A 3,211-nucleotide genomic window follows, 5' to 3' on the forward strand; every position below is an offset into this window, starting at 1 on the left:
AATGGCAAAGTGGTTACCAATTTAAACACAAACGGAAGCTCGCTTAAAGGACCACTTAAAATCGATGGTGATGTTGTTTATACAAAAGCAGAAATAGATATTCTCAAGCAGGAAATTAAAAACATCAAAAAAGATTTGATTAATAAACTCATTATTGCCGATGCTGAATTGCTGTATACGCAAGATGGGAAAATTAAATGGCCAGATTGGGTAAGCAATAAAACCAAAGTTGAGATCCAAGCATGGGGCGGCGGAGGTAGTGGTGGTTCCTCTTGGTCTTATGGCGATGGCGGCGGAGGAGGAGGTTGTTCCGTGTGGTATGGCTATAAATCCAGTTTAAACGGGCATGAGGATATCATCATTGGTAAAGGAGGAACTTCTGTTGCAAAGCATGGTGCGACAGGAAACTCTGGAGGAACAACAGTTGTTGGAAAGAATTTTATTACCGCTACAGGAGGACATGGTGGTGGGGGTGCTTATTATAGTATATCAAAGGGAAATACTTATTACTATTCAGGTGCTGGTGGAACTGGGGGCATTGGTGGAAATTTTGGTTGGGCAACAGATGATCTCCTAGGACTTGCCAAAGGAGGAAATGGTTATGCTGGGACGAAAGGAATTGAAGGAATTGTAGGAAACAGAAGTGGTAACGGAGGTGATGCCGGAGGCGATACATCAAGGGGAGGTGGTGGAGGAACGGCAGATGGTAGCTTTCCTTCAGGAAAAGCAGGGCGTGGTTTTGGGGGCGGAGGTGCTGGTGCTAGTAGGGATGGATATGACAGCGGTGCTGGTGCTGATGGCGCTGTCCTTATAAGGTTATGGAAAGAATAAATGGATGCACAAGTAACCAAGATATGACAGAAGTCAAATGGATAGCTGTTGTATAAGCTGGCTTGTATGATTTTAAGCCCTTTTAAAGCCCTTTAAAGAGCTTTTTGACTGACAGTGTCAGTCTTATGAGAGAGTGAGATGATTGTTATGGTCTCTTCATTAATTTGGAGAGCAAAATGACAATAGAATTTAAACTTCGTATTCACTTTATTAAGAATGGCAAGGGATCTAAGTTTTTAGCAATATTTGATCAGACAGCCGTTGGTATGGTCGTAAAATCCTTGATGTTAACGTGCAAATTTATCCCCTCCATGCACCTATTCTTCTCTTTACGCATGAGGTGGAGAAACAGGATAGTGTTCTGTTTCATAAGCTTCAATTAACAAAACAAGAGTTTTCATTCTATCAAATTCTGGAGTATTAACTTCTGGCTGCTTATCAAACATTGCAGACACAATCTCTAAAGCTTCTTGATAATCTCTCTCTGTACGAATTGGTTTGATATTCATTTCTTAAATTCTTGTAGTTCCACAGTGTTGGCATCAATCATATTAAATTGTAACATTTTTGTTGACAATTGTCACTTAATACATTACATCTTACTTAAAATAAAGTTGTTGAGTTTGCTATGATCAAAACATTTAAAAATAAAGACCTCCAATCTCTCTGGGAAACAGGAAAAAGTAAGATTGATAGCAGGCTTCAACAGCGTATTATTCGCCGTCTTGATGCCCTTGACGCTGCTTCTCAAGTTAGTGATATCAATGTACCAGGTTATAATTTTCATATGCTTAAAGGCTTTACTCCAACTCGCTACACAATTCATATCAATGGTCCTTGGTGTATCACTTTTGAATTTAAAGACAGACACGTTTACCATGTTGATCTAGAGCAATACCACTGAAGGTTTTAAGATTTGTAAAGGAAACTATCCATGACCACACGTAATCCTAATCGTTGTCCTTCTCATCCAGGAGAAATTTTAGCTGAATCCTTAGAACATTTAAATGCAAGCAAAACCGAAATTGCTAGGATTCTTCAAATATCACGCCAGCACTTGCACGGTATCCTTAAAGGAGAACGTCCAGTCACAGCCGTAACAGCAGCTCGCATTGGTAAATTGTTAGGAAATGGACCAGCCCTTTGGCTACAGCTTCAAGCCAATTATGATACATGGCATGCCTTGAGGGACATTGATGTCTCTTCTATTCCAACATTAACAGCTAATAAAGTGGATATACAAATGGAACAGAGCCATTAACCACCTCCCCGCCTCAAAGACGAGGAGATAAAATCATGTTTTTAAAGTTAAGCAGCTTTTGTAATCGGACTTGCTAAGACTCGTTTGGCTTCTTTTGTAACTGATTTGTAATGATCAAGCTCTTCTTCGATTTCATCTATTTTCAAAAAACGACCAAAGATGATACCCATGATTTTAGGATAATTTGTCAAAACATATTGGCGAAGATAGTTAAAATCATCAAAGTCATGTCCTAGCTGTAAAGCTGATTGCCCCTCAAGCTCTATCCAACGGTCAATGATCTTAGAACGCAATACTGTACTGTATCCGGAAACTAAGATAAGACACTCGCGTTTAGGGAGGTTATAGCAGACTAATTTACGTCCTGTAGAATCCTTATAATTTCCCTGAAATTTACTCACCTCAATTTTGAGGTCAGTACATATTTGCCGAATATCTCTTACAATATTGTCATGCCTTTTATCGCACAACTTTGCAATTTCACGGCTAGACATTGTTAATGTAGTTTGAGTGTTTACTAAATTGTTCATGATGAACTCCTTGTTGATTAATGTTTTTCATTGACACTTTTTAAAAATGCCGGGTGCTGAAAAACACGGCAACAAGCCCGTCGTTATGCCTTTCCCCCGAAAGGGTATTGTATAGCGTAACCACACCCGACAAAGCTATTATATGCGTGTAGCATATAATGAGTCAAAGTCTTTAATGTACAGAAGACTGATTATTTCGGTAACCAATCCGCTTGTTGTTTTAAGGTGTTTTTCAAGCACCTTTGTATGAATCTAACGGTTTTAAAGTTTTTGTCAAGTCGTTCTCAAGAGCGGCTTTTTACCCCTCATTTTTCCCATTCATTTTCATTCACCCCTCATTTAAAGGAGCATAAAGTATGGCAACAGGTTTTTTACACGGTGTTGAAGTCGTTGAAGTTGACGACGGCACCCGCCCCCTTCGCGCGGTTCAATCGGCAGTTATCGGAATTGTTGGCACAGCACCCGATGCCGATGAACAAGCATTCCCTCTCAACACACCGGTTTTGGTAGCAGGCTCTCTTTCACAAGCTGCAAAACTCGATAAAACGGGTAAGCGTCAAGGTACCTTACCCAATGCCCTTGATCTTAT

4 protein-coding genes and 2 pseudogenes are annotated in these 3,211 nt (G+C 39.9%); 4 read left to right on the top strand and 2 right to left on the bottom strand.

Annotated features, from left to right (window positions below; translation table 11 throughout):
* Positions 1–831: pseudogene (locus ACFILY_RS09225) on the top strand (hypothetical protein); the annotation flags it as partial.
* Positions 832–1,160: 329 nt separating this feature from the next.
* Here the strand turns inward: ACFILY_RS09225 and ACFILY_RS09230 are convergent.
* Positions 1,161–1,340, bottom strand: coding sequence for a hypothetical protein (locus tag ACFILY_RS09230; protein WP_375627011.1), 180 nt, complete (start codon positions 1,338–1,340; stop codon positions 1,161–1,163).
* A 119-nt stretch (positions 1,341–1,459) separates the two neighbouring features.
* On the opposite strand from ACFILY_RS09230, the gene ACFILY_RS09235 reads away from it, so the two are divergent.
* On the top strand, positions 1,460–1,735 hold the full coding sequence (locus tag ACFILY_RS09235; protein WP_273791641.1) for a type II toxin-antitoxin system RelE/ParE family toxin: 276 nt from the start codon (positions 1,460–1,462) through the stop codon (positions 1,733–1,735).
* A 30-nt stretch (positions 1,736–1,765) separates the two neighbouring features.
* Positions 1,766–2,092 carry a HigA family addiction module antitoxin gene (locus ACFILY_RS09240; RefSeq protein ID WP_273791640.1) on the top strand — a complete coding sequence of 109 codons (327 nt, stop codon included), beginning with the start codon at positions 1,766–1,768 and terminating at the stop codon, positions 2,090–2,092.
* Between the two features lie 47 nt (positions 2,093–2,139).
* Here ACFILY_RS09240 and ACFILY_RS09245 read toward each other — a convergent pair whose 3' ends face one another.
* A complete protein-coding gene (locus ACFILY_RS09245; protein ID WP_375637937.1) occupies positions 2,140–2,622 on the bottom strand; it encodes a Rha family transcriptional regulator in 483 nt (160 codons plus the stop codon).
* Between the two features lie 356 nt (positions 2,623–2,978).
* Here ACFILY_RS09245 and ACFILY_RS09250 point away from each other — a divergent pair.
* Positions 2,979–3,211: pseudogene (locus tag ACFILY_RS09250) on the top strand (phage tail protein); the annotation flags it as partial.

It is taken from the genome of Bartonella sp. CL25QHWL, assembly GCF_042195335.1.
Classification (GTDB): domain Bacteria; phylum Pseudomonadota; class Alphaproteobacteria; order Rhizobiales; family Rhizobiaceae; genus Bartonella.